Raw genomic sequence first — 24,882 nt, 5'->3', positions numbered from 1 at the left:
GGCGTCAGCCCAGTCACATCCGATGCTGACTGTATCGACGCCTTCGCGGGCAAGCCTCGCTCCTACAGGACATCATGCGATACATAGTTACCGCATCTCGCCGCCGGTCCCGCGTTAACCTGCGTTCATCTTATGGAAGAGAGAACGTCATGGACGACAACACCTCAGTGACATCCACACAACCGGCTTACCTGCTGTCACCCGAACAGATCGCCGGTCCGTATTTTCGCAACCCGAAACTGATCAGACGAAACATCAGCGAAGGCCTGGACGGTATTCCGCTGGTCCTACGGTTGACGATCATCGATGCGATGACCCGTGAGCCCGTCAACGGGGCCATCGTCGATATCTGGCATTGCAATGCCCGCGGCGCCTATTCGGGGTGGAGCAAGGTCAACCCGGACAAGGAAGTCGATGTCGGCGATATCGGCGCGATCCCGCGTACCGACGACGACACATATCTGCGCGGCGGGCAATTCACCGACCAGAAGGGCATCGTGCGTTTCACCACGATCTATCCGGGGTTCTATGCCGGTCGCGCGCTGCACATACACGTCGCGATTCGAGTGACCGCCGGCAACAACTATCTCGAAGAGCGCCACGTTGCCTGGGTCGGCCAACTGTACTTCCCCGAAGTGGCCTCGCGTTCGGTGCTCAATGCCAGGGAATACAGCGGCCGAACCGTCACCGCGCTGACCAACGACGAGGACTATTTCTACACCAGCATGGGCGGCGCAGCCTCGACCCTGAACGTTCACACCCTCGGTCGAGATTCGAAAGAAGACGGTTTTTTCGGGCAGATGACCATTGGCATCGACACGTTCGCGATTTCATCACAGCTCAAGCCGGAGGACTTCGACAAGTACACCGTGTGATGTCAGCGCAGCTCGTTCAGTGCCTCGCTCAGCGCATCCATGTCTGCTGCAGTGGTGGTCAGCCCCGGCGTGATGCGGATGCACGGGCCACTCGCTGCGCCGCTGCGCACCACGGTAAACAGGTTGAAGTCCTTGAGCAGCCGCCCGGCCATTGCTTGTTGGTCGGCATGCCGGGTAAAGCGCATCGACGTGATGCCGCAATACAGTCGTGGATCGTCCGGGGTCATGACGTCGATGCCCGGCAAGTCACGGACGGCGCTGACCCAGCGGTTGCGCAGGTAATTGAGTCGGGCGCCCTTGGCGGCGGAACCGCCCATCGCCCGATGTTCTTCGAACACCAGCGGCAGGGTCAGCAACGCCGGGATGTTGGGTGTGCTGTACGGCGTGCGGGCGCGAATGTCGGTGATCGGGAAATGCATCTCGCCCATGTCCGGGTCGATGTCGGCGAGGCGCTCCGGGGCGATGTAGATGAAGCCCAGGGTCAGCGGCGCACCGATCCATTTGTGCAGGTTGAAACCGGCGAACGCGATGCCGAGGTCATCGAGGCTGAACTCGATCTGGCCGAGCGCATGGGCGCCGTCGAGGATCACGTCGATCCCGTGTTCCCTGGCGGCGGCCGCAATCGCCTGCACCGGCATCACCAGGCCGGTGCGGTGAGTGACGTGAGTCAGGGCCATCAATTTGAGCTTTGGGTAACGCACGAAGGCGTCGCGGTAAGTCGCCAGCAGGCTGTCGAAACTGGCGGGGTGGGCGTGTTCGATCTCGATCACTTCCACGCCGCGATGCCGGGCCAGCCAACGCATGGCGCCTTTGACCGTGTCGTATTCCAGGTCGCAGATCAGCACCTGATCACCGGGTTGCAGGCGATTGTAATTGCGGATCAGCGATTGCAAACCGTCTGAGGCGTTGCGGGTGAAGGCGACGGATTCGGTTGTTACGCCCATCAGGTCGGCGAGACGTTTCACGATCGCCAGGTTTTCACCCTGTTCGAAACGCTGGCGCACATGCACCGAGTTGCCGCGATTGATGAGTTCGATGTTGCGCTGGTATTCCTCGACCACCGTGCGCGACATGCGGCCGAAGTAACCGTTCTCAAGGTTGATCGGGCCGGGTTCGACGGCATAGCGGTCGGCAAAGGTTTGCCAGAACATTTCATCACGGGCACGGCGGGTGTTATCGGGCATGGGGACGGCTCAGTGGCGAGGGGCGGGTTTGCCGTGTTTGGCGCGCAGCGGTTCAAGCAGTTCCGACAAGCCGTTGTGATCGATTTCCTGCATCAGGGCCAGCAGTCCGCCCAGTTCGCCATGGGGGAAACCTTCCCGGGCAAACCAGTTCAGGTAGGGGCCGGGCAGGTCGGCAATGATGCGGCCCTTGTATTTGCCGAAGGGCATTTCGCGGGTAATCAGCAGTTCGAGTTTTTCAGGGTTCATCAATCGATCGTCTTGATTCAACAGCCTTGGAAAATACAGGCATTCTGCATGCAGGCCAATTGACAGATCATGCAAAAAAAACGGATACAGATTTTCTCGTTAAAACTAAGTTATTGAAAATTAACAAATAAATTATCAGTTCAAGGCTGGCATGCAGGGTGCAATACCTATTGCATCTTTCATCAACCCGCAAGGAATTGAAAAATGACCGACATTAATAAAGAAGCGATCTCTGTACTCAACGACCTGATAGAAACCAGCAAAGATGGTCAGGAAGGGTTCAAGACTTGCGCTGAAGACATCAAGCATCCAGAACTGAAAACACTGTTCATCTCTCGCTCCGCCGACTGCGCCACTGCGGCTTCCGAACTGCAGGCTGCGGTGCGTTCGATGGGCGGCGATCCGGAAACGTCCACCAGCGTCAGTGGTGACCTGCACCGCCGCTGGGTCGACGTGAAAGCGGTGTTCACCGGCAAGGATGAAGAAGCCGTGCTGAACGAAGCCGAACGCGGTGAAGACCATGCACTGAAGGCTTACCGAGAAGCCATCGAGAAAATCAACAAGCACAACCTGGTGGGCATTCGTGACCTGGTTGAACGCCAGTATCACGGCGTGCAACGCAATCACGATCAGGTGAAAGCCCTGCGCAACCAGGCTCGCGCACGCTCGTAAGCGCGTAAAGCCTGTCAAAAACGCCAGCCAGCCTGGCGTTTTTTTGTGCCTGGGTTTTAGCGCTGGACGCCTGATAGATAGCCAGCTAATAATTTGATTTACCGGTCACTTCGATGAACCCGACTATCGTTAAATCGTCCTTTCAAGAGTGCTTTACGTGCCTATCACTTTGCAGGCTTTATTCGCGCCTGACCGCCGCGCCTTGCAGTTCGCGATCAAGACGTTACTCGGTGGCGGCCTGGCATTGTGGCTGGCATTGCGCTGGGGCCTGGAGCAACCGGCCTGGGCGTTGATGACAGCGTTCATCGTCGCTCAGCCGTTGTCCGGGATGGTGGTGCAAAAGGGGTTGGCGCGGCTGCTGGGGACGCTGATCGGGACGTTCATGTCGGTGGTGTTCATGGGCCTGTTCGCCCAGACGCCGTGGCTGTTTTTGCTGGCATTGGCGTTGTGGCTCGGGTTGTGTACGGCGAGCTCGACGCTGCTGCGCAGTGCCTGGTCCTATTCGTTTGTGCTGGCCGGTTACACGGTGGCGATCATCGCATTACCCGCCATCAGCCACCCGCTGACGGTGTTTGACCAAGCCGTGGCGCGCTGCACGGAAATCTGTCTGGGCATTCTCTGCGCCACCGCCGCCAGCGCGCTGCTATGGCCGATGCGCGTCGAACGGCAACTGGCGGATCAGGCGCGAACGGCGTGGCAGAGTGGGATGAACGCCGCACGCGCAACCCTGGCCGGCGACGGTCAGGCGCGCAAGGGGCTGCTGGAAATCCTCGGTCGCATCGTCGCGGTGGATGCCCAGCGCGAACATGCCTGGTTCGAAGGCGGGCTGGGTCGGCAGCGTGCGCGGGCCATCAGCGGATTGAGCCAGAAACTGTTGATGTTGCTGCGCATTGCACGCTCGGTGCGCCGGCAGTGGAAGCAGCTTGAACCGCAGGAAGCCGAGCAATTGATGCCGTGGATGACCGAGGTTCAGCAAGCGCTCGCCAGCCCGGACACCGCAATGCTGCAAACCTTGCGCCCGCGCTTGCTCGACGCCAGCCATGACCCGCAGATCAGCTCTGCGCAGAGTTACTGTCTGGTCCGTTTCACCTTGCTGATGGATACCGCGATGGCGGCGAGCGCGGCATTGACGGCGGTGGAGGAGGGCAAGGAAGCGGTCGACCCGCCGCGCACCCTGACACCGCATCGCGACCTGTCTTTGGCGTTGGTGTTCGGCGCGCGCAGTGCCTTGGCGTTTCTGGTGGTGTCGTGTTTCTGGCTGGCCACTGCATGGCCCGCCGCGTCGGGCGCATTGGTGCTGACGTGTGTGGTGTGCAGCCTGTTCGCCAGTCGCGAAAATGGCGCGCAAATCGGCATGAGTTTCATGCGCGGGATATTTCTGGCGATCCCGGCGGCGTTTTTCGTCGGGCAGATTCTGCTGCCGCAATGGAGTGGTTTTGCGCTGCTCTGCATGGGCATGGGCGTGCCTTTGTTTTTCGGTGCGCTGGGCATGGCCAGGCCGCAGATCGGCGCCACGGCCACGTCGTTCTGTCTGCATTTCATCGTGCTGGTGTCACCGCTCAACGCGATGAAGTTTGATGTCGCGACGTTCTTCAACAGCGCTCAAGCCATGGTGGTGGGCGTCGGTGCGGCGGTGCTGGCCTTCCACTTGCTGATCCTGCGCAACCCGACGTGGCACGGTCGGCGTTTGCTGGCGGCGACCCTTGACGACCTGGTGCGCCTGACCCGGCGCAACCTGCGCGGTGCCGAAAGCTGGTTCGGCGGACGCATGGCCGACCGCTTGCTGCAACTGGCGCGGCACTACCCGGAGCTGCCGGAACCGGCGCGCAGCCGCTGGGACGACGGCTTGCTCGGTCTCGACATCGGCGACGAGCTGCTGCATTTGCGCTTGAGCCTGGCGGCGGCGCAGGCACCGGTCAATGCAGCGCAGCGGCGTTATCTCGAACAACTGGAAAACATCCTCGAACAAGGCCCGGCCGGCCACTGCGCGGATGCGCTGGAACAACCCAGCGAAGAATTCCTGAAAACCTTGTACGCGTTGCCACCCAGCGACCCGGTGAAACTGGCCCAGGGCGCGGTGCTGCAATTGCAGAACAGCTGGCGCGCCTGGTGCCGTCAACAGGAGCAAAGCCATGGGCTTGCGTGAATGGTCGGTGGGCGGCGTGCTGCTCAGTCCGTTTCTGATTTATGTGGTGCTGGCGCTGCTGGTCACCGGGGCTTTGCGCCTGCTGTTGCGCCTGACCCCGGCGGGTCGCTGGATCTGGCACGAAGCGTTATTCGATTGCGCCTTGTACGTCTGTGTATTGACCCTGATCACCGTCGTCCTCGGACCTTTATAAGGAGTTGAACATGCGTACACCCGTGCGTGTCGCGGTAACCCTGTGCCTGGTGGCGCTGGCGATTTTTGCCGGTTTCCATTTGTGGCAGTACTACATGCTCACGCCGTGGACCCGAGACGCGCGGATTCGCGCCGACGTGGTGGTCATCGCCCCGGATGTGTCGGGCTGGGTGCGTGAACTCAAGGCCTTCGACAACCAGCCGGTGAAGGCCGGCGATCTGTTGCTGAGCATTGACCGCGACCGTTTCGAAGCGGCGCTGGAGAAGGCACAAGCGGTGGTGCAGACCCGTCAACAGCAACTCAACCTGCGCGAGCGCGAAGCCAGCCGTCGCGCCAGCCTCGGGCCGCAAGCGATCAGTGCCGAGCTGCGCGAGAATGCGCAAATCAACGCCGGCATCGCTCGTGGCGAACTGAGTGAAGCCCAGGCCGAAGCCAAAGTCGCCGAACTCAATCTTGCCCGCAGTCAGGTCCACGCGCCCCGCAGCGGCCACATCACCAACCTGCGCCTGGCCCAGGGCAATTACGTGAATGCCGGGCAACCGGTGATGGCGTTGATCGATGATTCAACGTTTTATGTGCAGGCGTATTTCGAAGAAACCAAACTGCCGCGGATTCGCGTCGGCGATCCGGTGAAGGTCTGGTTGATGAGCGCGGGAGAGGCGCTGGAAGGGCAGGTGGAAAGCATCAGTCGCGGCATTACCGATCGCAACACCACGCCGGATGGGCAGTTGTTGGCGGAGGTGGAGCCGACATTTAACTGGGTGAGACTGGCGCAGCGGATTCCGGTGCGAATCAAACTGGACAAGGTGCCCGAGGGGATCAATTTGAGTTCGGGGATGACGGCGAGTGTGCAGGTGCAGGAAGGACCGAAGTAACTGTAGGAGCGAGCCTGCTCGCGAAGGACTTGAGAGCAACGCGTTTATTCAGGATGAACGCGTTATCGTTAACGTCCTTCGCGAGCAGGCTCGCTCCTACAGGTGCCCGCCGGACTCAGCCGATGCTGATCGCCGGCAGACTAGTCAACGTCACGGTCTGCTGCTTACGCGGCGCCAGAATCTCCGCCTCGCCATCCACCACCAACTCATCGCGCTGGTTGAACACGCGGGTGGCAATGCGCACACGGAATTTCGGCAACTTCTCCAGAATCTCCAGGCGCACCGTCAGCGTGTCGCCAAGCTTCACCGGCTTCTGAAAGCTCATCTGCTGACCGATATAAATAGTCCCCGGCCCAGGCAACTCGCAGGCAACCGCAGCGCTGATCAACGCGCCACTGAACATGCCGTGCGCGATGCGTTCCTTGAACATGGTGCCGGCGGCGAATTCGGCGTCCAGATGCACCGGGTTGTGGTCACCCGACATGGCGGCGAACAGCTGAATGTCACGCTCTTCGACCGTCTTGCTGTAGCTGGCGGTCTGGCCGACTTCGAGGGCTTCGTACGGGGTGTTGGTAACCTGGGTCATCTGTTTCAATTCCTGTGACAAATAAAAAAACCACAAAAAAACTATTCGGATCGGGGCGGGCGGCGGTGGCTCAGGGCTTGTGCGATCCAGCCCAGCACATCGGCCGTCACCTCATCGCGGTTGCTCTCGTTGAACAGTTCGTGCCGTGCCTGCGGGTAAATCGTCAGTTGCAGGCTCTGGCTGCCTGCGGCGCGTAGCGCATCGGCCAGATCTTTCAGACGCTTGCCTTCGCTCACCGGATCACATTCACCGCCTATCACCAGCAATGGCAGGCCCGGATCGATCTGAGCGAGATTGGACGCTTTGCTGATTTGCTGCAAGCCGCCGAGCAAATCGATCCACAGTTGGTTGGTGCAGCGAAAGCCGCAGAGCGGGTCGTTGGCGTACAGATCGACCTCCGCCGGGTCGCGGCTGAGCCAGTCGAACCGGGTGCGGGCCGGTTTGAAGGCCTTGTTGAACGAGCCGAACGACAGCCATTCGATCAGCGCGCTGCGGCCCTTCGGCCCTTGGCGCAGTCGTTCCAGGCGGGCAATCTGCCGCGCCGCACGATAAAGCGCCACTGGCTGGAAATTTGAGCCGCTGAGCACAGCGCCGTGCAGGCTGGCGCTGTGATGCAGCAGATAAGCCTGGGCGATGTAGCTGCCCATGCTGTGGCCGAGCAACACGATCGGCACGCCGGGATGATGCTGGCCAATGTGCTGATTGAGGCTGGCGAGGTCGCCGACCACCTTGCACCAGCCATCGTCGTCGGCGAAATGACCGAGTGTCCCGTTTTCGGCAGTTTTGCCATGTCCACGCAGGTCCGGTGCGTACACACCGTAGTCCTGTGCGCAGCACTTTTCTGCCAGGCGCGCATAGCGACCGCTGTGTTCGGCCATGCCGTGGGCCAGCAGGATCACCGCTTTCAACGGCGCTGCGGGCAGCCACTGGTTGACGAAGAGGCGGCTGCGGTCACTCGCGGTCAGCCAGAAGGTGTCGTGGATCATGGCGATTCCTTTGCATGGGCTCGGCCCATTGTATAGCGCATCCTGCGCTTACCGTCTGATCAGGCCGCACCACGGCACCGAGATTCACACGGTCAATGACGGTTGTTGGCATATTTGCCTGATTCGCCATAGCTGCTAGTGTCCGTGAAGCTCCGCTTTTTCAAAGGTGACACAAAAGCGGCCCCGGATAGGTTCAGGTAAAGAGGACAAGAACAATGCAACCTGATTTCTGGAATGACAAACGCCCGGCCGGCGTACCCCTGGACATCGAACAAGGGGCTTACAAGTCGGTGATCGAGGTGTTCGAGCGTTCCTGCAAAAAATTTGCTGACCGCCCGGCCTTCAGCAACATGGGCGTCACCCTGACCTACGCCGAACTGGAACGCTACAGCGCCGCGTTCGCCGGTTACCTGCAAGCCCACACCGACCTGGAGCCCGGCGATCGCATCGCGGTGCAGATGCCCAACGTCCTGCATTACCCAATTGCCGTGTTCGGTGCGTTGCGCGCCGGGCTGATCGTGGTCAACACCAACCCGCTGTACACCGCGCGGGAAATGCGTCATCAGTTCAAGGATTCCGGTGCCCGGGCACTGGTTTACCTGAACGTATTCGGGCAGAAGGTCCAGGAAGTGCTGGCCGACACCGACATCCAGTACCTGATCGAAGCGAAGATGGGCGACCTGATGCCCGCCGCCAAGGGCTGGCTGGTCAACACCCTGGTCAGCAAGGTCAAGAAAATGGTCCCGGACTACGCCTTGCCGCAGGCCATTTCCTTCAGGAGCGCGCTGCGTCTGGGTCGGGGCCTGGGCATCAAGCCGTTGAACGCCGGCCTCAACGATATCGCCGTGCTGCAATACACCGGCGGCACCACCGGGCTGGCCAAGGGCGCGATGCTGACCCACGGCAACCTGGTGGCGAACATGCAGCAGGCACGCGCCTGCCTCGGCCAGTTCGGCGCTGACGGCCAGCCGTTGTTGCGCGAGGGGCAGGAAGTGATGATCGCGCCGCTGCCGCTGTACCACATCTATGCATTCACGGCGAATTGCATGTGCATGATGGTGACCGGCAACCACAACGTGCTGATCACCAATCCACGAGACATCAAGGGTTTCATCAAGGAGCTGAAAAACTGGCGGTTCTCGGCGTTGCTGGGGCTCAACACGCTGTTCGTCGCGTTGATGGACCACCCGGACTTCAAGACCCTGGATTTCTCCAGCCTCAAGCTCACCAACTCTGGCGGTACCGCGCTGGTCAAGGCCACCGCCGAGCGCTGGGAGCAACTGACCGGTTGCCGCATCACCGAAGGTTACGGCCTGACCGAAACCTCGCCGGTGGCGTGCACCAACCCGTACGGCGACAAATCGCGGATCGGCACGGTCGGCCTGCCGGTGCCGGGCACCACGTTGAAAGTCATCAACGACGAAGGCGTCGAGCAACCGTTGGGCGAGCGCGGCGAACTGTGCATCAAGGGCCCGCAGATCATGAAGGGCTACTGGCAGAAACCCGAAGCCACCGCCGAAGTGCTGGATGCCGAAGGCTGGTTCAAGTCCGGCGACATCGCGGTGATCGACCCGGACGGTTTTGTGCGCATCGTCGATCGCAAGAAAGACATGATCATCGTCTCGGGTTTCAACGTGTACCCGAACGAAATCGAAGACGTGGTGATGGCTCACCCGAAAGTCGCCAACTGCGCCGTCATCGGTGTGCCGGACGAACGTTCGGGCGAGGCGGTGAAGTTGTTTGTGGTGGCGCGTGAATCGGGGGTCAGCCTTGAAGAGTTGAAGGCTTACTGCAAGGAAAACTTCACCGCGTACAAAGTGCCCAAGCACATCGTGTTGCGTGAGTCGTTGCCGATGACGCCAGTGGGCAAGATTCTGCGGCGGGAGTTGCGGGATATCGCGTAACCGATAAATGGCCGCGTTTCGCGCGGTTCCCTGTAGGAGCGAGCCTGCTCGCGATGGACGTCAACGATAACGCGCCGTGTCTGAATGATCGCGTTGTCTGGGCGTTTTTCGCGAGCAGGCTCGCTCCTACATTGTCAGGTAAAGCCCGGATTTAAAGGCTTTCAGCGATATATAGGTTTTTTGCTCTAAAATGACCGCTTGTCATTCTTGAGTCACGAATGTGACTGTAGAGGCCGCTTTTGGCTCTAGTCGGCCCTTGGCAAAGCTGCTACTCTCGGCGCGCTTTGTGACCTCTCGGCCTCTGTAAAAAGCCCAGACTCACCAATAATCAAACACCAATAATAATCGCATCAAATGCGGTATTTGAATTCGCGTTGCTGAGGAGTGGGCTTCCATGATCGAAGACTTCTGGAAGGATAAGTACCCTGCCGGGATTGCTGCCGACATCAATCCGGACGAGTATCCGAATATTCAGGCAGTGTTGAAACAGTCCTGCCAACGCTTCGCCGACAAGCCGGCATTCAGTAACCTGGGCAAGACAATCACCTACGGTGAACTGTACGAATTGTCCGGTGCCTTTGCCGCTTACCTGCAACAGCATACCGACTTGCAGCCGGGCGATCGAATCGCCGTGCAACTGCCCAACGTCTTGCAGTACCCGGTCGCTGTGTTCGGTGCCATCCGCGCCGGGCTGATCGTGGTCAACACCAACCCGCTGTACACCGCGCGGGAAATGGAACACCAGTTCAACGACTCCGGTGCCAAAGCCCTGGTCTGCCTGGCCAACATGGCGCATCTGGCCGAGGCCGTCGTGCCAAAAACCGGCGTCAAGCACGTCATCGTCACCGAAGTCGCCGACCTGCTGCCGCCGCTCAAGCGCCTGCTGATCAACAGCGTCATCAAGTACGTGAAGAAGATGGTCCCGGCGTATCACTTGCCCAAAGCCATCAAGTTCAACGACGTGTTGAGCAAGGGCCATGGCCAGCCAGTGGCTGAAGCCAACCCGGCCAGCAGCGACGTGGCGGTGCTGCAATACACCGGCGGCACCACTGGCGTGGCCAAGGGTGCAATGCTGACCCATCGCAACCTCGTCGCCAACATGTTGCAGTGCAAGGCGCTGATGGGTTCCAACCTGAATGAAGGTTGCGAGATCCTGATCACGCCGCTGCCGCTTTACCACATCTATGCCTTCACCTTTCATTGCATGGCGATGATGCTGATCGGCAACCACAACATCCTGATCAGCAACCCGCGCGACCTGACGGCGATGGTCAAGGAACTGTCGAAGTGGAAGTTCAGCGGCTTCGTCGGCCTGAACACGCTGTTCGTGGCCCTGTGCAACAACGAGGGCTTCCGCAAGCTGGATTTCTCGGCGCTGAAAGTCACCCTGTCGGGCGGCATGGCCCTGCAACTGGCCGCGGCCGAACGCTGGAAAGCGGTCACCGGTTGCGCCATCTGCGAAGGTTACGGCATGACCGAAACCAGCCCGGTGGCCACCGTGAACCCGATCCAGAACATCCAGATCGGCACCATCGGCATTCCGGTGCCGTCGACCCTGTGCAAAGTCATCGACGATGCCGGCGTTGAACAGCCGTTGGGCGAAATCGGCGAACTGTGTGTGAAAGGTCCGCAGGTGATGAAGGGCTACTGGCAGCGTCAGGAAGCCACCGACGAAATGCTCGACAGCGAAGGCTGGTTGAAGACCGGTGACATCGCGCTGATCCAGCCTGACGGCTACATGCGCATTGTCGATCGCAAGAAAGACATGATCCTGGTGTCCGGTTTCAACGTGTACCCGAATGAGCTCGAAGACGTGCTCGCGACCCTGCCGGGCGTGCTGCAATGCGCGGCCATCGGCGTGCCGGACGAGAAGTCGGGCGAGGCGATCAAGATTTTCATCGTCGCCAAACCGGGCGTGACCCTCACCAAAGAGCAAGTGATGGAGCACATGCGTGCGAACGTCACCGGCTACAAAGTGCCGAAAGCCGTCGAGTTCCGCGATGCGCTGCCGACGACCAACGTTGGCAAGATCCTGCGTCGGGAATTGCGTGATGAAGAGCTGAAGAAGATCAACGCGAAGAAGACCACCGCGTAATCCAGCAAAAAGCCCCGCAGATGCGGGGCTTTTTGTTGCCTGTCAGGCAAAGATTAACCACTGTGGGAGCGAGACCGGCTTGCCGGCGATAGACGTTCGGACAACGCTTTCATTCAGGCAGCCCGCGTTATCGTTGACGACCATCGCGAGCAGGCTCGCTCCCACAGGTCGGCAGGCGGTCAGGCGTTTGTGGTTATTGGCGGAACGGCGCGAAATTGACGTTGGTGCCCGCCGGGCGCATGTCCTGCAGGTACGAATCCTTGTCCGCACTCAGTTCCAGGCTCAGCGCAGCCTTGCGCTTGCCCTGGTTACGCACCACCAGCCCTTCTAGTTTTTCGCGCAGGAACACCGTCGGCACTTTCAGGTGCAGCAGTTCGTCGGTGTCCGGCGTGTGCATCAGCAGGTGAATCCATTCGTACTGACCAATGGCCAGGCGCGCCACCGGGAGATCGAACCACCAGATGTTGCGGTTACGGTTCAATTCGGCGAAATGGCAGTTGTTGACGCCAAGCACAGCACCGCCGAGTTCCTGGTTTCTGCGGGCAATGGCCTGCTTTTTATCGAGTTTCATAACATTCCTACGGGATTGGATCTTCAGGGCCGTGGCCTGAATACGTTGCGCATTCTCGGGGGTTGGTCGGCAAACATAAAGCCCAACCTGCACGGAACGATGAAATGTCGTTTTTGTGTCAGCCTGAACTTGCGCACGGAAATTGTTTCAAAGTCGCCAAGTAGGCTACTTTGATGTAGAAAACGGCCCCCGAGTCGCCACGACTTCAACCCCATTGCGGCGAAAGGAGACGCTAATGATTTTCCCGGACATGAAAGGTGTGCCCCTCCATCGCGTGATGGTGCGCACGGTCACCGAGTTCGTCGCCGACGAGATGTCGACCTATGCCTCGGCGTTGGCCTATCAAATGCTGTTTTCGTTGTTTCCCTTCATTCTTTTTCTGATTGCCCTGATCGGTTTCCTGCACCTGCCGGACTTCTTTTCCTGGCTGCGCCTGCAATCGGAACTGGTCCTGCCGCCCCAGGCGCTGGAGCAGGTGAACCCGGTGATCGACCAGCTCCAGCAATCCAAGGGCGGCTTGCTCTCGGTCGGTATCGTCATCGCGCTGTATACGGCCTCGGCCGGCGTGCGACTGATGATGAGCGCGATGAACGCCGCGTATGACGTGGTCGAAGGCCGGCCGTTCTGGAAGCGTTTTCCGCTGTCGGTTTTCTACACGATCGGCATTGCCGGGATGTTGCTGATTGCCGCCGCGCTGATGGTGCTCGGGCCGCAAGTGATGGGCTGGATCGCCGCGCAGGTTGGCCTTGAAGACTTTATTGTCACGGTCTGGACCATCGCTCGCTGGCCGGTCATCGTGATCCTGATGATGATTGCCGTGGCGCTGATCTATTACGTCATGCCCGACGTCAAACAGGAGTTTCGTTTCATCACCCCAGGCTCGGTGCTGGCGGTGGTGGTGTGGATCATCGCGTCGTTGGGCTTTGCGTTTTACGTCAAGACCTTCGCCAACTACAACGCCATGTATGGCAGTATCGGCGCGATCATCGTGCTGTTGCTGTACTTCTACATTTCCGCCGCGGTGCTGCTGCTCGGCGCGGAAATGAATGCGGTGATCGAACACATGTCGACCGAAGGCAAGGACCCTGGCGAAAAGGTCCCCGGCGAGCATGGTCCTGTCCACGAAGAGAAACATCACGTTTCCGGACTGGGCCGGGATCACTCGGTGAAACCACCCACTGACGAAGTCATCAAATGATCCGTGAAATCCTGAAAATGGGCGACGAACGCCTGCTGCGCATTGCGCCGCCGGTCCCCGCCGAGATGTTCGACAGCCCCGAGCTGTGGCAACTGATCGACGACATGTTCCAGACCATGGAAAGCGTCGGCGGGGTGGGCCTGGCCGCGCCGCAGATCGGCGTCGACCTGCAACTGGTGATCTTCGGTTTCGAGCACAGCGAGCGTTATCCGGACGCTGAAGCGGTGCCGCAGACGATCCTGATCAATCCGCTGATCACGCCGTTGAGCCCGGTGATGGAAGAGGGGTTTGAAGGCTGCCTGTCGGTGCCCGGATTACGCGGCGCGGTGAGTCGGTACCAGCAAATTCGCTATGAAGGTTTCGACCCGAAAGGCGAGCCGATCGTGCGCATCGCTTCAGGGTTTCACGCCCGTGTGGTGCAGCACGAATGTGATCACCTGATCGGCCGGTTGTACCCGTCGCGGATTACCGACTTCAGCAAATTCGGGTTTACCGAAGTGATGTTTCCGGATCTAGATCCCAACGCCGACGATTGACCTCACCGTCAAACCCTGTAGGAGCGAGCCTGCTCGCGATGGGGCCGTGACAGTAAATACTGTTGGTGACTGACCCACCGCAATCGCGAGCAGGCTCACTCCTACAGTTGATCTTCATGTTTATCCGACCGGCTCCAAGCCCATCGCAATCATCGGTTTGCTGCGCGCATAGCGGCTCAAGCGTTCGACCATCGCGTAAGGCATGGGCGGATCGAAGGTAAACCCGCGACGCTCATAAAAACCCCGCAAGTCCGGGTGGCAGAACAGCCACACCGGTTGGTCGAGACCGTTCACCGCTTCGGCAATCAGCGTCGCTGCGATCCCTTGTTCACGACAGGCCGGGTCGACAAGCAAACCGGTCAACCAATGCCCGCCCGAGACCGGTCGCAAGCATAGCGCCGCAATGATCTCGTTGCGCCTGGCCACCCACAATTGAGCGTCGCGGACCGCTTTCATCGACGATTGGTGAGCGCGATAAAACTTGTTCATCAGGGGCCATAACGGCTCGTCGAGCAAGGTGTATTGAGTGTCGGTCATGGGGCGGGTCTGTGTGTGCGCAAAGCGGGCGATTATAAAAGAACGGGCGGCCGGGGATAGGTGTATACCTGATCTCACATCCCGTATGAGTGGAGTACGTATCATGGCCAAAGGCATGGATTCAAAAAAAGCAGCGAAGAAGAAACCGGCGAAAACCGCCGATGAAAAACGCGCGGACAAGAAGGCCAAGAAGGTGGGAGTGTTCGGCCATTAAGCGGTAAGCATGAAACCCATCCCCCTGTAGGAGCTGGCTTGCCGGCGATGGCCGTTAACGATGACGCGTTTACATAGAAAAAAACGCGGTGTCTGAGAGTCCATCGCCGGCAAGCCAGCTCCTACAGGAGGGGGGCAAAATAATCTGCAAGATTTCCCGATGCCATTGCACAGAAGGGGACTGGTCCCCGATCTGAGCAACGCCATGCCCCATTACTTCGATAGTGCCCACCGAGAAGAAATCGAAACCCTGCGCCATCGCCTGACTGCTCGCACCGAGTGGCCGACCTGGTTGCTGCTGATCGGCGTGTACGGCGGCTGGTTCAGCATCATGTTGGCTAGCAATCGATTGGGCGTCTGGTGGAGCACGTTGTTGCTGATTCCGCTGGTGGTGTTGTGGTTGTCGGTGCAGCACGAATTGCTCCACGGTCATCCCACCCGCTGGACCACGCTGAACAAAATCCTCGGTTACGCACCGTTCGCCGTCTGGTATCCCTACACGTTGTATCGCGACAGCCATCTGCTGCATCACCGCGACGAAGACCTGACCTTGCCGGGCATCGATCCGGAAAGCCGTTACCTGAGTGCCGAGCGGTGGCAGGGCAGTTCCGTGTTTGAACAGAGCCTGCATTGGTTGAACAAAACCGTACTCGGACGCTTCATCATCGGTGCGCCGCTGGCCTTGCTGGCGCTGGCGCGCGAAGAGCTTCAGCGCCTGAAGTCGGGTGATCGACAGGCCTGGTTGATGTGGCTGACCCACGGCGCACTGACCGTGTTGATGTTGCTGTTCATCGCCCATTACAGCGTGGTGCCGGTGTGGCATTACCTGTTGCTGATCAGCGTGCCGGCGCTGTCGATTGCAATGATCCGCTCCTACTATGAGCACCGTCCCCATGCGCAACCCGAGCAACGCACCGTGCTCAATGAAGCCGGCTGGCCATGGCGCTGGCTGTTCCTGAACCTGAATTTTCATCTGGTGCATCACGACTTGCCGGGCCTGCCCTGGTACGACTTGCCCCGCGCCTACCATGCGCGCCGCGAGCAATGGGTGGCGCGCAGCGGCGGGTTTCTGGTGCAGGGTTATGCTCAGTTGTGGCGTGAGAACGGGATAAAGGCGATCGACAGCCCGAAACACCCCTTCCACTGATTGCAAACGCATCCCCTTGTAGGAGCCGGCTTGCTGGCGATGGCGGTGTATCAGTCCCATCAATGCAACATGACACACCGCTATCGCCAGCAAGCCGGCTCCTACAGTTGATTTTCGTTGTATGGACGATTTTGATGACTCAACACCTCGCCGAATTACTGATGTACGTCGCCCCCGAACCCATCCGCCAGGCCAACGAGCGTTGGCTGACGCGAATCCTCGAACGTCTGGGTGCCACCCGCCGCAATGCCGATGGGCTATCGCTGATGGACCTGTGGCTGTCCCCGCAGTTGTTGCTGACCCAAACCTGCGGCTATCCGCTGATGACCGCATTGCGCGGCCAGGTTCGGGTTATCGGCCGGCCTCGTTACGAACTGCCGGACAGCAGCGGCGGCAACCATTGCAGCCTGCTGCTGAGCCGTGCCGATGATTCACGCCGGACCTTGCCCGCGTTTTTCGGCAGCCGTGGCGTGATCAACGGCGAAGACTCCAATAGCGGCATGAACCTGCTGCGTCAACGACTGGCGCCGTTGCACCGCGACGGGCAGTTCTTCGCCAGCGTCGGTATCAGCGGCAGCCACCGCGAGAGCCTGCGCTGGCTGCGTGAAGATCAAGCCGACCTCGCCGCCATCGACAGCGTGACCTTCGCCTACCTGGCGCGGCACGCCGAAGAGGAAGTGGCGGGATTGCGCGTGGTGGTGCGTAGCGCGTTCAGCCCGACCTTGCCGTATATCACCGTTGCGACGGCGACCGATGAGCAGGTAGAGGCGTTGCGGCAGGTGATGAACGAGACGTTGCGGGAATTGCCCGATGTCGCCGAAATCCTCGGGTTGCACGAGGTGTTGCCGGCCAGCGAGAGCGACTATCAGGTTGTTCTTGATTATCAGCAGGAAGCTGAGGCGTTGGGGTTTGGGCGGTTGCGTTGAGTAGAGATCGCCTTCGCGGGCAAGCCACGCTCCTACAGGTCTAGCGCTGCACCTGTAGGAGCGAGGCTTGCCCGCGAAGGCGATCCATCAAATACCACTTTAATTCCTTAAATGAATATAAAAATGCATTTTAAGTATTATTAAAGAATAAGGCTCCTTGCTAGGATTCACGTCACCGGACCACCGGACATTCAGCGACCCTAACCCTTGGAGCCTCTATGTCCGGCACCGACGTATCCCATCGAAACGATGTGGGCGGATTGTTCCGCGCCCATTACCCCTGGCTGTGCGCTCGGTTGCGCCAGTTTCTCGGGGCCAGTTCCAGCGTCGAAGACATCGCCGCCGAGACCTTCGCGCAACTGCTCGAATCGCCGGGTCTGACCCCGATCCGCGAGCCCCGCGCCTTGCTCACCACCATCGCCCGCCGGTTGATTTATCAGCTCTGGCGCCGCCGCGATCTGGAGCGTCAGCACCTCGATCAACTGCAACACCTCGATCAGCCCCAAGCGTCCTCGCCCGAGGAATTGCTGCAACTGACCCAGGCGTTGCACCGCCTCGACCGAACGCTTGAGCGTTTGCCGGGCAAAGTCCGGGCGACGTTCCTGTTGTCGCGCATCGATGGCCTGACGTACCCGCAAATCGCTGCCGAACTGGGCATTTCCCAGCGCTCGGTCAGCGTCTACATGACCCGCTCCCAAGCGTTGTGCGCCCAGCACAGCGCCAATGAACCCTTGCACCAGAGGTCCGCATGAAATCGATCAAAACCCTGCTCGGCAGTTCGCTGCTGGCCCTGAGCCTTGTGGCGAGCCACGTTCCCGCCGCGGAACAAACCAAGCCAATCCACTTCGGTGACATCACCTGGGAAAGCGGCAGCCTGATCACCGAGATCCTGCGGTTGATCGTCGAAAAAGGTTACGGCTACCCGACCGACACTTTGCCGGGCAGCACCGTCAGCCTTGAAGCGGCATTGGCCAAGAACGACATTCAAGTGATCGGTGAAGAGTGGGCCGGGCGCAGTCCGGCGTGGGTCAAGGCGGCGTCGGAAGGCAAAGTGTTCGGGCTGGGCGACACCGTCAAAGGCGCCACCGAAGGCTGGTGGGTGCCGGAATACGTGATCAAGGGCGACCCGGAGCGCGGGATCAAACCGCTGGCGCCGGAGCTGAAATCCGTCGCCGATCTGGCGCGCTACAAAGACGTGTTCCGCGACCCTGAAGACCCGAGTCGCGGGCGTTTCCTCAATAGCCCGACCGGCTGGACTTCGGAGATCGTCAACAGTCAGAAGCTCAAGGCCTACGACCTGACCACCAGCTTCGTCAACTTCCGCACCGGCTCCGGCGCGGCGCTGGATGCCGAAGTGGCCTCGTCGATCCGTCGCGGTAAACCGGTGTTGTTCTACTACTGGTCGCCGACGCCGCTATTGGGCCGCTTCAAACTGGTGAAACTCGAAGAGCCGCCGTTCGACGCCGAGGCCTGGAAGACCCTGGCCGATGCCAACAACCCAAACCCCAAAGGCACGCGCTCGATGCCGGCGAGCCTGGCGATCGGCGTGTCTGCACCGTTCAAGACGCAGTATCCGGACTTGGTGTCGTTCTTCGAGAAAGTCGATTTCCCGATCGATCTGCTGAACCAGACGCTGGCGCAGATGAGCGAAAAACGCCAGCAACCGCGTCAGGTGGCGGAAGCGTTTTTGCGCGATCAGCCGCAGATCTGGAAGGGGTGGGTGCCGGGTGAGGTGGCGACCAAAGTGAGTGCGAGTTTGTAATTTTTCGGCGTCTGTTACATCGATTTCGCGGGCAAGCCTCGCTCCTACAAAGGTATCGTTAATCCTGTAGGAGCGAGGCTTGCCCGCGAATCAATCTAAAACCTTACACCAACTCCACGGCCAACGCCGCTTGCACCGCCGGGCGCAAATCAACCCGCGCCTGAAACCGCGCCAACACCGGCCACTGATCCAAATCTATCGCAAACAACGGCGCCCACCGCAACACCGTAAACAAGTAAGCATCCGCCACGCTGAACCCACCCGCCAGCAGATAATCCTGGCGCTCCAGCGTCTGACACAACACCGCAAAGCGCTTGAACAACTTCTCCCTGATCAGCGCTTGCACCTCCTCGGGGAGCTGCGCGTTGAACAGCCAACCCAGCCCGCCATGAATCTCCGTCGAAACGAAATTCAGCCACTCCTGCAACCGCACTCGCTCGAACGTTCCGTTCACGGGCGCCAGGTTCGCCTCGGGTCGCAGGTCCGCCAGGTATTGCAGGATCGCCGGGCCTTCAGTCAGCACGTCACCGTTGTCGAGTTGCAGCGCCGCGACGTAACCCTTCGGGTTGATGGCGAGGAAATCGGCACCGTTCGCGGTCCGTTTGGTGCGGTTATCGACGCGGATCAACTCGAACGGCAGGTCCAGTTCACGCAGCACAATGTGCGGTGCCAGCGAGCAGGCTTGAGGGGCGTAATACAACTTCATCGGCAGGGCTCTGGTTGGGGATTTGCGCCAGTGTCATAGTGCGCGGCGCCCTCGGTAAAATTAATCTTTCAGAAAACCGCCATAAGGAAAGCTACTGCCATGATGAATCTGATGCACTGGCGAATGGTGGTGGCAGTGGCCGATACGGGCAACATTACCCGCGCGGCCGAGCGGGTCGGCATGACCCAGTCAGGCGCGAGCCAGGCGTTGGCGCTGATCGAAGAAACCCTCGGCGTGCAGCTGTTCACTCGGGAGAATCGCCAAACGCTGCCGACCGCTATCGGCCTGCCGGTCATCGAGCAGGCCCGGACCATGCTCGGCGCCCTGGAAAACATCCGCAGCACCGTCGATGCCGCGAAAGACATCCAGCGCGGGACGATTCGCCTGGCGAGTTTTCCCATGGTGCTGGCAACCTTTCTGCCGCCGCTGCTGCGCACATTCAGCCGGCTTTACCCCGGCATTCAGGTGGTCGCGCTGGAAGTCAGCGACGATGAAGTGGAAGCACTGCTCGGCGCCGGAGCGCAATGCCGGGCGTTTGGGGCGCGATGCCTGGGTCGCGGTGTTGCCCGGCGGCCATCCCTTGGCACGCCGCTCGATTGAACAAGGCGTCACCCTTGCGGAGTTGGCAGACCAGCCGTTTGTGCTGGCCACGGGCGGCTGTTCGACCAACGCCCGCAGCCTGGCCGCCGATGCCGGTCTGCAATTGCGCGACGTTCGGGTCGAGGTCCGCGAGTGGAGCAGTGCGTTCACGCTGGTGCGCGAAAACATCGGAGTCACCCTGGTGCCGGAAATGACCTTGCCCACCCATCTCCAGGGGCTGCGTGTGGTGCCGGTCAAACCGCGTATCGATCGTGAGTTTGCCTTGGTGGTCGCCGCAAACAAACAACCCTCGGCAGCGGTGCAGGCGTTGTTGAGCATGCTCGCTGAACATTGAATCAGGCGTTAGCTGAACCGTTTTTGTCCCCAATACTGGCCGACTAGTGGCCTTGCAAGCCTAATGCGGCTGGCTATGCTCAGTCCTGACGAATCATGTCGGTCGCCATGTGAAGGCCGGCATGCACGCTTCAGAGTGCGCACCCCAAGGCACCGATGCGAGCGGCAAGGAGTTTTACGGCAAAGGGAGTTACTTATGAAAACGTTAGGGCTGGCCCGGTCCCGGGCTATCAAGAGACGGATGTCTTGATAAGAGCGTTGCCACATGGACTCTCCGATTCAACATCATTGATCACCTGACAGTTCCTCCCGTGGAGGAATGCGTGTGCCTGTTCCATGGAACGTTGTGGTGGATACGTTGAAAGACCGAAGAACTTTCATCAATCAAACGACCGCGCTTAGGGTGATACGACCATGTTTAACCTACATCACAAGGCTGACCTGCAGGAAATCGAGCGCTACAGCTGTGCGCTGACCGAGGCCAACGCCAAGTTGGCGGCCGTCAGTCGTTCGATGGCGATGATTGAGTTCACCCCTGACGGCATCGTGCTCGATGCCAACGACAACTTTTGCAAAGCCATGGGTTACAGCGCCGAAGAAGTGCGCGGCAAACATCACCGGATCTTTTGCGAGGAAACGTTTTATCGCAGCGAAGCCTACGCCAAATTGTGGCGTGACCTGGCCCGTGGTGAGTCGCTCAGCGGGACTTTCCTGCGCTTGAACAAGGGCGGCAAGGAGATCTGGCTCGAAGCCAGTTACATGCCGGTTATCGGTCCCGACCGGCAAGTCAGCAGTGTGATCAAAGTCGCCACCGACATTACGGACAGGGTGAACAAGGAACACGAAAACGAAAGCATGCTCGCGGCAATCGGTCGTTCGATGGCGGTGATCGAATTCACCCCCGCTGGCAATGTAATCACCGCCAATGAAAACTTCCTGAAGACCACGCATTACGCGCTCAACGAAATCGTCGGCCAGCATCACAGCCTGTTTTGCCACCGCGCCGAAGCCGAATCGCCGTCTTACAAAGGGTTTTGGGCTTCACTGAATCGCGGCGAATATCACTCGCACCGTTTCGAACGCAGAGACAAGCATGGTCATACGATTTTTCTCGAAGCGTCCTACAACCCGTTGTTCGACGCCAAGGGCCGTTTGTACAAAGTGGTGAAGTTCGCCAGCGACATCACACAGCAAGTGACCACGCTGCAAACGGCTGCGGAGTCGGCCCACAGCACCTCGGTGCAGAACGATGCCTGCGCGCAGAAGGGATCTCAGGTGGTGCAGCAGACGGTGCAGATCATCCAGGACATTTCCAGGGACTTGAACGAAGCGGCGCTGAGCATTGATGCGGTGAGCAAACAGTCCGACATCATCGGCACCATCGTTCAGACCATTCGCGGCATTGCCGACCAGACCAACCTGCTGGCGCTCAACGCGGCCATCGAGGCGGCGCGGGCCGGGGAGCACGGCCGAGGGTTTGCCGTGGTGGCGGATGAGGTTCGCAGCCTCGCGGCACGCACGAGCCAGGCGACACTGGAGATTGTCGACGTGGTGCGCAAAAACCACGATTTGTCGTTGAGCGCGGTGTCGAGCATGCAGTCGAGCTTGAGCCGCACCGGCCTTGGGGTGGAACTGGCGAACGAGGCGGGGGAGGTGATCCTGGAAATCCAGCAAGGCTCGCGGCACGTGGTGGATGCGATCAGCCAGTTCAATTCAACGCTGCATTTGAATTGAAACGCTGACCTGTAGGAGCCCGACTTGCCGGCGATGGCGATCTTGCGGACGCCATCGCCAGCAAGCCGGCTCCTACAGTTCTTGGGTGAACCCACAATCCAGAATCCGCCACGATCCCTGTAGGAGCCGGCTTGCCGGCGATAGCGTCCTGAAGATCGCCATCGCCAGCAAGCTGGCTCCTACAGTTCTTGGGTGAACCCACAATCCAGAATCCGCCACGATCCCTGTAGGAGCCGGCTTGCCGGCGATGGCGTCCTGATAATCGCCATCGCCAGCAAGCTGGCTCCTACAGAAGCATCCGTGTGGTCAGAGCGATGCGAGGAACTTGTCGACCACCTGGGCGCCGCTTTTCTCACTGCTGCTGCCGTTTTCTTTCTCGGCCTGCGCCAGTTTTATCTTGTCTTGCAGACGTTCGGCAATCTCTTTACCGACCGCCAGTTGTTTCTCCGGCGGCATGGCTTTCAGGTCTTCTTCGGTAATCCCCATCTCCTTCAGAATACTGTCGCGCAACCGCTGTTCCGGGGTTTTGCTCATGTAATCCTTGAAGTCGGCCATGGCGGTGCTTTCACCGGCCTTTGGCACTGTCGAGGCATCGGTGGCTTGCAGCGCGACACGGGTCTTGGCGAACGCTTCATCGACGTTGTCGCTGATTTTATTGGCGGCGCTGACCTGTTCCGTGGCGAGCTTGGACGCAGACGCCAGAACCTTCCCATCGTTCTTCACGTTTTGCAGCTGGATATTGTTTTGCACGCTCTGCATCAACACGGCTTGCAGGCCACCTTGAAGACCCGCGGCGGCGTCCGCAGTCGGTTCGTCGCCCGGCTTTTTGGGAAGCGGCGTCACTAGGTTTTGCTTTGCACTGACCAACATGATGAGTAGACCTTGTAGGTGTTTGCGGTGCAGCGACTTGAGCAATTAGCGTGCCTAGGTAATGAAACCTAGTACTTTCAATTGGTTATGTTTTTTTCTTGAGCAGAAAACGAAAGCGTTGCGGTCAACCTTTGCCGCCCGACGGCAGAGGTCGACCGATCAAGGCAGGCCGTTGCAGCCGTGTTTGAGGAAGCCGGGGCGTTGCGCCAGGCGTTGGAAATATTCGTCGATGGCCGGGAAGTCCGGTCGATCCATCGGCGTCATCAGCCAGCGGTTGACTGACAGCCCGATGACGATATCGGCCAACGTGAACCGTGGTCCGGCAACATAGGCTTTGGTGGTCGCGAGCTGATGTTCGAGGATGCCCATCTTCTGATTCCAGCCGCGTAAGCCCGTCGCAATCCGGTGCGCGTCCTGGAACTCCGGGTCTTTGCGTACCAGCGCCGTGAACGCGTAGCTCCAGGACGAATTGAGATCGGTGGCTTGCCAATCCATCCACTGCTCCACCCGGGCGCGCGCCGCCGGTTCGTGCGGCAGCAATTCAGCGTGTGGGTGTTTGCCGGCCAGGTAACGGCAGATGGTATTGGACTCCCACAGCACGCCGGCCTCATCGATGATCACCGGCACCTGTGCGTTGGGGTTGAGCCGGACAAATTCGGGACTGTGGGTCGACGCATACCCGCTGCCCCAGTCCTCGCGTTCGTAGGAAAGGCCCAGCTCGTCGCAGGTCCACAGGACTTTTCTGACGTTGATGGACGAGGCTTTGCCGAGAATCTTCAGTGCATGTTCCATGGAGCTGCTCCTTTAGCGATTCGATGCTTCCGGAAGATCAGAATACCTCTGTAGGAGCCAGCTTGCTGGCGATCGCATCACCTCGGTCCGTCAGGTACAACGCGGTGAGGCGATCGCCGGCAAGCCGGCTCCTACAGGGTTATGTGCTTTCGCGCACCTTCAATTCGAACCCCATGTCCTGCACCGGTTTCGCCACCGTGTTGCCCGCCATCAGCGTCAGCATCTGCTCTGCCGCGCGCCGGCCAATTGCCTCGCGCGGGGTATTGATGCTGCTCAGGCGCGGGACCATGTGCGCCGAGGCCGGGAGGTCGTTGAAACCGAGGACTGCCACTTGTTCGGGAATTTTGATTCCGCAGCGCATCGCTTCCAGCAGCGCGCCCTGGGCCAGGTCGTCGTTGCCGAAGAAGATCGCATCGACATCGGGATGACTGGCGATCAGTTGCAGGAACAGCTCGCCGCCCAGGCCGACGGAAGAGGCGCGGGGCGTCAGCACTTCCAGGTCCGGGTCATATCGACCGGCCTTTTGCAGGGCTTTGCGAAACCCTTCGCCGCGCAGCAACGTGCGCTGATCCAGTTGCGCACCGATGTACGCCAGGCGCTTGCGACCGCGGGACAGCAAATGCTCCGCCGCCGTTTCGCCGGCCGCCAGTTGCGAGAAACCCACGCAATTGAGGCCCGCAGCGCTGTCGAGTTCCATCATGTACACGCAGGGAATATTGCTCGCCTCGATCATCCGCCGCGAACTTTCGGTGCGATCAAACCCGGTCAGCAGCAAACCGCGCGGCTGATAGGCCATGTAATTGCGCAGCAGGTTTTCTTCTTCATCGCGCGAGTAATGGAAGTTGCCGATCAGCACTTCGAAGCCCTTCGGTCGTAAAACCTGATGAATGGCTTCCAGGGTGTCGATGAACAGCAAGTTGGACAGCGACGGCACCAAAACCACCACGGAATGGCTCTGGGCCGAGGCTAACGCTCGGGCGGCGGGGTTGACCACGTAGTTGAGTTCAAGCGCGGCTTTCTGGACTTTTTCCACCAGTTCGGTGGCCACCGTGCTCACGCCGCGCAAGGCGCGGGAGGCGGTAATCGGGCTGACGCCGGCCAGTCGGGCTACTTCATTGAGGGTAGGACGGCCAGTGGTTCGCGTATTTTTATCGTTTTTAGGAGAGGTCATCGGGCGGCTTGCCAAACAAAATTCA

The 24,882-nt window shown here is 59.8% G+C and carries 24 protein-coding genes and 2 pseudogenes; 16 read left to right on the top strand and 10 right to left on the bottom strand.

What is annotated here, in order from left to right:
* Positions 1-149 precede the first annotated feature (149 nt).
* Entirely contained in the window at positions 150-875 is a 726-nt protein-coding gene (locus tag KGB24_RS08105) for an intradiol ring-cleavage dioxygenase (RefSeq protein WP_223413587.1), read from the top strand.
* A gap of 2 nt (positions 876-877) precedes the next feature.
* Here KGB24_RS08105 and KGB24_RS08100 read toward each other — a convergent pair whose 3' ends face one another.
* A complete protein-coding gene (locus KGB24_RS08100; RefSeq protein WP_223413588.1) occupies positions 878-2,059 on the bottom strand; it encodes an aminotransferase class V-fold PLP-dependent enzyme in 1,182 nt (393 codons plus the stop codon).
* 9 nt (positions 2,060-2,068) lie between these two features.
* On the bottom strand, positions 2,069-2,305 hold the full coding sequence (locus KGB24_RS08095; RefSeq protein WP_003213031.1) for a DUF3820 family protein: 237 nt from the start codon (positions 2,303-2,305) through the stop codon (positions 2,069-2,071).
* 204 nt (positions 2,306-2,509) lie between these two features.
* On the opposite strand from KGB24_RS08095, the gene KGB24_RS08090 reads away from it, so the two are divergent.
* From KGB24_RS08090 to KGB24_RS08075, 4 genes are all read left to right on the top strand, one after another.
* Positions 2,510-2,977: a ferritin-like domain-containing protein gene (locus KGB24_RS08090; protein ID WP_008038590.1), complete on the top strand. Its 468-nt coding sequence runs from the start codon at positions 2,510-2,512 to the stop codon at positions 2,975-2,977.
* Positions 2,978-3,134: 157 nt separating this feature from the next.
* The gene (locus KGB24_RS08085) at positions 3,135-5,123 is read left to right on the top strand and encodes an FUSC family protein (protein ID WP_223413589.1); all 1,989 of its coding nucleotides are present in this window, start codon (positions 3,135-3,137) and stop codon (positions 5,121-5,123) included.
* Positions 5,110-5,316, top strand: a complete 207-nt coding sequence (locus KGB24_RS08080) for a DUF1656 domain-containing protein (protein ID WP_223413590.1) — start codon at positions 5,110-5,112, stop codon at positions 5,314-5,316. Before KGB24_RS08085 ends, KGB24_RS08080 begins: the two co-directional genes overlap by 14 nt.
* 10 nt (positions 5,317-5,326) lie before the next feature.
* Positions 5,327-6,190 (top strand): efflux RND transporter periplasmic adaptor subunit, encoded by an 864-nt coding sequence (locus tag KGB24_RS08075; protein ID WP_223413591.1) that lies wholly within the window; start codon positions 5,327-5,329, stop codon positions 6,188-6,190.
* 115 nt (positions 6,191-6,305) lie between these two features.
* Here KGB24_RS08075 and KGB24_RS08070 read toward each other — a convergent pair whose 3' ends face one another.
* Together KGB24_RS08070 and KGB24_RS08065 are read right to left on the bottom strand one after the other, a co-directional pair.
* Complete coding sequence (locus KGB24_RS08070) at positions 6,306-6,776, bottom strand: MaoC family dehydratase (RefSeq protein ID WP_008032990.1); 471 nt, start codon at positions 6,774-6,776, stop codon at positions 6,306-6,308.
* Between the two features lie 41 nt (positions 6,777-6,817).
* A complete protein-coding gene (locus KGB24_RS08065) occupies positions 6,818-7,762 on the bottom strand; it encodes an alpha/beta hydrolase (protein WP_008032991.1) in 945 nt (314 codons plus the stop codon).
* A gap of 215 nt (positions 7,763-7,977) precedes the next feature.
* Between KGB24_RS08065 and fadD2 the strand changes: the two genes are divergently transcribed.
* A complete protein-coding gene (gene fadD2, locus KGB24_RS08060; protein ID WP_008032992.1) occupies positions 7,978-9,666 on the top strand; it encodes a long-chain-fatty-acid--CoA ligase FadD2 in 1,689 nt (562 codons plus the stop codon).
* A 394-nt stretch (positions 9,667-10,060) separates the two neighbouring features.
* Positions 10,061-11,761, top strand: a complete 1,701-nt coding sequence (gene fadD1 / locus KGB24_RS08055) for a long-chain-fatty-acid--CoA ligase FadD1 (protein WP_008032993.1) — start codon at positions 10,061-10,063, stop codon at positions 11,759-11,761.
* Between the two features lie 193 nt (positions 11,762-11,954).
* Here the strand turns inward: fadD1 and KGB24_RS08050 are convergent, their stop codons facing one another.
* Positions 11,955-12,332 (bottom strand): hypothetical protein, encoded by a 378-nt coding sequence (locus tag KGB24_RS08050; RefSeq protein ID WP_008032995.1) that lies wholly within the window; start codon positions 12,330-12,332, stop codon positions 11,955-11,957.
* Positions 12,333-12,567: 235 nt separating this feature from the next.
* Here KGB24_RS08050 and KGB24_RS08045 point away from each other — a divergent pair, with 235 nt between their 5' ends.
* Positions 12,568-13,530: a YihY/virulence factor BrkB family protein gene (locus tag KGB24_RS08045; protein WP_008032998.1), complete on the top strand. Its 963-nt coding sequence runs from the start codon at positions 12,568-12,570 to the stop codon at positions 13,528-13,530.
* Complete coding sequence (def, locus tag KGB24_RS08040; RefSeq protein ID WP_008032999.1) at positions 13,527-14,066, top strand: peptide deformylase; 540 nt, start codon at positions 13,527-13,529, stop codon at positions 14,064-14,066. The genes KGB24_RS08045 and def overlap by 4 nt, the downstream gene beginning before the upstream one ends.
* A gap of 120 nt (positions 14,067-14,186) precedes the next feature.
* Here the strand turns inward: def and KGB24_RS08035 are convergent, their stop codons facing one another.
* On the bottom strand, positions 14,187-14,603 hold the full coding sequence (locus KGB24_RS08035) for a GNAT family N-acetyltransferase (RefSeq protein ID WP_223413592.1): 417 nt from the start codon (positions 14,601-14,603) through the stop codon (positions 14,187-14,189).
* 418 nt (positions 14,604-15,021) lie between these two features.
* Here KGB24_RS08035 and KGB24_RS08030 point away from each other — a divergent pair, with 418 nt between their 5' ends.
* From KGB24_RS08030 to KGB24_RS08015, 4 genes are all read left to right on the top strand, one after another.
* Complete coding sequence (locus tag KGB24_RS08030) at positions 15,022-15,963, top strand: fatty acid desaturase (protein ID WP_223413593.1); 942 nt, start codon at positions 15,022-15,024, stop codon at positions 15,961-15,963.
* A gap of 134 nt (positions 15,964-16,097) precedes the next feature.
* Positions 16,098-16,889: a phosphate/phosphite/phosphonate ABC transporter substrate-binding protein gene (locus KGB24_RS08025; RefSeq protein WP_223415552.1), complete on the top strand. Its 792-nt coding sequence runs from the start codon at positions 16,098-16,100 to the stop codon at positions 16,887-16,889.
* A gap of 218 nt (positions 16,890-17,107) precedes the next feature.
* Entirely contained in the window at positions 17,108-17,641 is a 534-nt protein-coding gene (locus tag KGB24_RS08020) for a sigma-70 family RNA polymerase sigma factor (RefSeq protein WP_008038576.1), read from the top strand.
* Positions 17,638-18,651, top strand: a complete 1,014-nt coding sequence (locus tag KGB24_RS08015) for an ABC transporter substrate-binding protein (RefSeq protein WP_223415553.1) — start codon at positions 17,638-17,640, stop codon at positions 18,649-18,651. The genes KGB24_RS08020 and KGB24_RS08015 overlap by 4 nt, the downstream gene beginning before the upstream one ends.
* Before the next feature lie 103 nt (positions 18,652-18,754).
* Here KGB24_RS08015 and gstA read toward each other — a convergent pair whose 3' ends face one another.
* Positions 18,755-19,357: a glutathione transferase GstA gene (gene gstA / locus KGB24_RS08010; RefSeq protein ID WP_223415554.1), complete on the bottom strand. Its 603-nt coding sequence runs from the start codon at positions 19,355-19,357 to the stop codon at positions 18,755-18,757.
* A gap of 99 nt (positions 19,358-19,456) precedes the next feature.
* Here gstA and KGB24_RS08005 point away from each other — a divergent pair.
* From KGB24_RS08005 to KGB24_RS29385, 3 genes and pseudogenes are all read left to right on the top strand, one after another.
* A pseudogene (locus KGB24_RS08005) lies at positions 19,457-20,291 on the top strand (LysR family transcriptional regulator).
* Between the two features lie 413 nt (positions 20,292-20,704).
* A pseudogene (locus KGB24_RS29390) lies at positions 20,705-21,481 on the top strand (PAS domain-containing protein); the annotation flags it as partial.
* Positions 21,455-22,024 carry a methyl-accepting chemotaxis protein gene (locus KGB24_RS29385; RefSeq protein ID WP_411736646.1) on the top strand — a complete coding sequence of 190 codons (570 nt, stop codon included), beginning with the start codon at positions 21,455-21,457 and terminating at the stop codon, positions 22,022-22,024. The pseudogene KGB24_RS29390 and the gene KGB24_RS29385, both read left to right, overlap by 27 nt.
* Before the next feature lie 306 nt (positions 22,025-22,330).
* Here KGB24_RS29385 and KGB24_RS07990 read toward each other — a convergent pair whose 3' ends face one another.
* The 3 genes from KGB24_RS07990 to KGB24_RS07980 all read right to left on the bottom strand — a co-directional run bounded on the left by KGB24_RS07990 (position 22,331) and on the right by KGB24_RS07980 (position 24,857).
* Positions 22,331-22,894, bottom strand: a complete 564-nt coding sequence (locus KGB24_RS07990; RefSeq protein WP_008038562.1) for a hypothetical protein — start codon at positions 22,892-22,894, stop codon at positions 22,331-22,333.
* A gap of 159 nt (positions 22,895-23,053) precedes the next feature.
* Positions 23,054-23,686 (bottom strand): glutathione S-transferase family protein, encoded by a 633-nt coding sequence (locus tag KGB24_RS07985; RefSeq protein WP_008038561.1) that lies wholly within the window; start codon positions 23,684-23,686, stop codon positions 23,054-23,056.
* Positions 23,687-23,825: 139 nt separating this feature from the next.
* The gene (locus KGB24_RS07980; protein ID WP_008032586.1) at positions 23,826-24,857 is read right to left on the bottom strand and encodes a LacI family DNA-binding transcriptional regulator; all 1,032 of its coding nucleotides are present in this window, start codon (positions 24,855-24,857) and stop codon (positions 23,826-23,828) included.
* Between the last annotated feature and the right edge of the window lie 25 nt (positions 24,858-24,882).

This window comes from Pseudomonas sp. BF-RE-25, from assembly GCF_019956105.1.
Lineage (GTDB): Bacteria > Pseudomonadota > Gammaproteobacteria > Pseudomonadales > Pseudomonadaceae > Aquipseudomonas > Aquipseudomonas migulae.
Note: the sequence above shows the minus strand (reverse complement) of the source record. Positions and strands in the feature narration are given on the sequence as shown.

Bases quoted from the DNA above. Each gene is read 5' to 3' on its own strand.
- KGB24_RS08045 (WP_008032998.1), top strand. From the start codon at position 12,568: ATGATTTTCCCGGACATGAAAGGTGTGCCCCTCCATCGCGTGATGGTG.
- KGB24_RS08105 (WP_223413587.1), top strand. From the start codon at position 150: ATGGACGACAACACCTCAGTGACATCCACACAACCGGCTTACCTGCTG.
- KGB24_RS08030 (WP_223413593.1), top strand. From the start codon at position 15,022: ATGCCCCATTACTTCGATAGTGCCCACCGAGAAGAAATCGAAACCCTG.
- KGB24_RS08025 (WP_223415552.1), top strand. From the start codon at position 16,098: ATGACTCAACACCTCGCCGAATTACTGATGTACGTCGCCCCCGAACCC.
- fadD2 (WP_008032992.1), top strand. From the start codon at position 7,978: ATGCAACCTGATTTCTGGAATGACAAACGCCCGGCCGGCGTACCCCTG.
- KGB24_RS07980 (WP_008032586.1), bottom strand. From the start codon at position 24,857: ATGACCTCTCCTAAAAACGATAAAAATACGCGAACCACTGGCCGTCCT.
- gstA (WP_223415554.1), bottom strand. From the start codon at position 19,357: ATGAAGTTGTATTACGCCCCTCAAGCCTGCTCGCTGGCACCGCACATT.
- KGB24_RS07985 (WP_008038561.1), bottom strand. From the start codon at position 23,686: ATGGAACATGCACTGAAGATTCTCGGCAAAGCCTCGTCCATCAACGTC.
- KGB24_RS08065 (WP_008032991.1), bottom strand. From the start codon at position 7,762: ATGATCCACGACACCTTCTGGCTGACCGCGAGTGACCGCAGCCGCCTC.
- KGB24_RS08070 (WP_008032990.1), bottom strand. From the start codon at position 6,776: ATGACCCAGGTTACCAACACCCCGTACGAAGCCCTCGAAGTCGGCCAG.
- KGB24_RS08090 (WP_008038590.1), top strand. From the start codon at position 2,510: ATGACCGACATTAATAAAGAAGCGATCTCTGTACTCAACGACCTGATA.
- KGB24_RS08020 (WP_008038576.1), top strand. From the start codon at position 17,108: ATGTCCGGCACCGACGTATCCCATCGAAACGATGTGGGCGGATTGTTC.
- fadD1 (WP_008032993.1), top strand. From the start codon at position 10,061: ATGATCGAAGACTTCTGGAAGGATAAGTACCCTGCCGGGATTGCTGCC.
- KGB24_RS08050 (WP_008032995.1), bottom strand. From the start codon at position 12,332: ATGAAACTCGATAAAAAGCAGGCCATTGCCCGCAGAAACCAGGAACTC.
- KGB24_RS08100 (WP_223413588.1), bottom strand. From the start codon at position 2,059: ATGCCCGATAACACCCGCCGTGCCCGTGATGAAATGTTCTGGCAAACC.
- KGB24_RS08035 (WP_223413592.1), bottom strand. From the start codon at position 14,603: ATGACCGACACTCAATACACCTTGCTCGACGAGCCGTTATGGCCCCTG.
- KGB24_RS08095 (WP_003213031.1), bottom strand. From the start codon at position 2,305: ATGAACCCTGAAAAACTCGAACTGCTGATTACCCGCGAAATGCCCTTC.
- def (WP_008032999.1), top strand. From the start codon at position 13,527: ATGATCCGTGAAATCCTGAAAATGGGCGACGAACGCCTGCTGCGCATT.
- KGB24_RS08015 (WP_223415553.1), top strand. From the start codon at position 17,638: ATGAAATCGATCAAAACCCTGCTCGGCAGTTCGCTGCTGGCCCTGAGC.
- KGB24_RS08080 (WP_223413590.1), top strand. From the start codon at position 5,110: ATGGGCTTGCGTGAATGGTCGGTGGGCGGCGTGCTGCTCAGTCCGTTT.
- KGB24_RS08075 (WP_223413591.1), top strand. From the start codon at position 5,327: ATGCGTACACCCGTGCGTGTCGCGGTAACCCTGTGCCTGGTGGCGCTG.
- KGB24_RS07990 (WP_008038562.1), bottom strand. From the start codon at position 22,894: ATGTTGGTCAGTGCAAAGCAAAACCTAGTGACGCCGCTTCCCAAAAAG.